The organism is Imperialibacter sp., from assembly GCF_040222385.1.
Taxonomy (GTDB): Bacteria; Bacteroidota; Bacteroidia; order Cytophagales; family Cyclobacteriaceae; genus Imperialibacter.
The window spans coordinates 1-1743 of record NZ_JAVKDF010000064.1; the positions used below are offsets into that span (position 1 = coordinate 1).

2 protein-coding genes are annotated in these 1743 nt (G+C 46.3%); both read right to left on the reverse strand.

What is annotated here, in order from left to right; translation table 11 throughout:
* The coding region (locus RIG68_RS28375; protein WP_350130360.1) for a lytic transglycosylase domain-containing protein at positions 1–1392 on the reverse strand (1392 nt) is incomplete at its 3' end.
* Between the two features lie 155 nt (positions 1393–1547).
* The coding region (locus tag RIG68_RS28380; protein ID WP_502880725.1) for an O-methyltransferase at positions 1548–1743 on the reverse strand (196 nt) is incomplete at its 5' end.

A 1743-nucleotide genomic window follows, 5' to 3' on the forward strand; every position in this document is an offset into this window, starting at 1 on the left:
AGGCTCACTTTTGACAATGGCCGGCAAATAGTCTTCACTGTTATCTTTTATCTCTACATCCACTGAAGAGGGTCGTCTTTGCCTGAGCCAAAGCACCCGGCCCACCTCAGGTTTGTCGATAGTAAACATTCTGTTTTTTCTGGCTAGCTGATTGAGCTTAATGCCGTACTCCTGCGACACCTCCCAAAGCGTTTCTCCTTGCCTGACAGTATGATAGTAAATGTTAGACCTCCAATGTTTGTTTTTAAGGTAATAGACCTGCCCTTCTTCAAGCGCCTGGTTTGGACGCAAGTCATTGAACTTCTCAAGCTTTGCCACGTCCACCCCTGACTTGGCCGCCAGCGTTTTCAGGTCATCACTTTTTGTAGCGATAATGGCCGGAATGCCGTTTATTTCAATGATAAAAGAAGCAATGCGGCTGTCAATGGCTTTTTTCAGATCTGGGTACTTTTCCTGAATCAATATGGCACTTTCTTCGGGTACCACTATCTCTTCGCTATCACCGGAAGGAGAGGACGCCGGGGTTTGCTTTTGCTCATTTTTGGCAATGAGATCAACTTTATCGCCTTTTTGCACAGGAATGATCACCGAGTACTCCTTTTCACTTGGCACGGAGCCTCTCTTTAGCCATTTGTTGTACTGAAATACGAGTGCCTCGTCGGCTTTCAGCTCTTTCGAGATTTTGTCCAGGGGTTTGTCGGCTCCTTTTGTGTATTCTCTAAGCTCAAGGCCTGACGAGGGTCGCCCACCCAATTCGTCCTGAAAGGCGATCATATGCGCCAGAAATGTCTTGAAATACCAATGAGTGTCCTTGTCGATGGTCATTTTACTCGCACCGAAGTTAGATTTATCTACATGCTTCTCAGCGCCGGTCTTCCCTGTATTGTGCGCTATTACGGAGTAAACCCAGTTATTAAAAAAGAAGTTATGGCGCTTAATGTATTTGCAGGCTCCTCTGGTAGAGGAAACTATGTTGAGCCGTTCGTCCACATACTTGTCGATGCGGAGGCCCACTTCACGGCCTGCTGGCTCTTTAAACATCCAGAAGCCAACCGCATTGGATGAAGAAACCGCATCAGAAACCAGGCCGCTCTCCTGTATTACCAGGTATTTAATGTCATCTGGCAGGTTCTCTTCCTTCATTACTCTCTCTATAATGGGGAAGTACAGCAACACCAAATCGAGCCTTAAGCGGAAGTATCTGTCGGAAGCCCTCAGGGCATCTACTTGCTGCTGGATATCAGACCGTGCCGCATCGGTGATTTTGAGTTTCATGCCAGCGAAGTCCATTTGCGATGGAACCCTTGGTGCGGCGACGTCGGCCAGCCCATCAATTGCCGGGAAGAAGATAATAATTAGGAGAAGGAATCGAAAATGGCACTTTGCCAGCATACACCAGTTGGGAAATATTCGAAACAAAGTTACAAATGAATAGCCAATTCCAAAGTAAGCTACTAGTATTCAGGCAGTTATCACCAGGCTATGAAGTATATCTTGCTGGACTCCAACTTATTACATTGCCTGCAGCAAAGTAATAGTTAAAGCATTTATTTCTTCCTGAGCATCATAAGGCCATCTCTGATTGGAAGCAATACATTTTGGACCCGGGGATCGTCAGCTACTTTTTTGTTAAATGCCAGAATAGTGAGCGTATCAGGGTCGTCCTTTTTTCTGTTCTTCTCCAGCACCTTACCACTCCAGAGCACGTTGTCGGCCATGATGTATCCGCCTGGCTTCACTTTA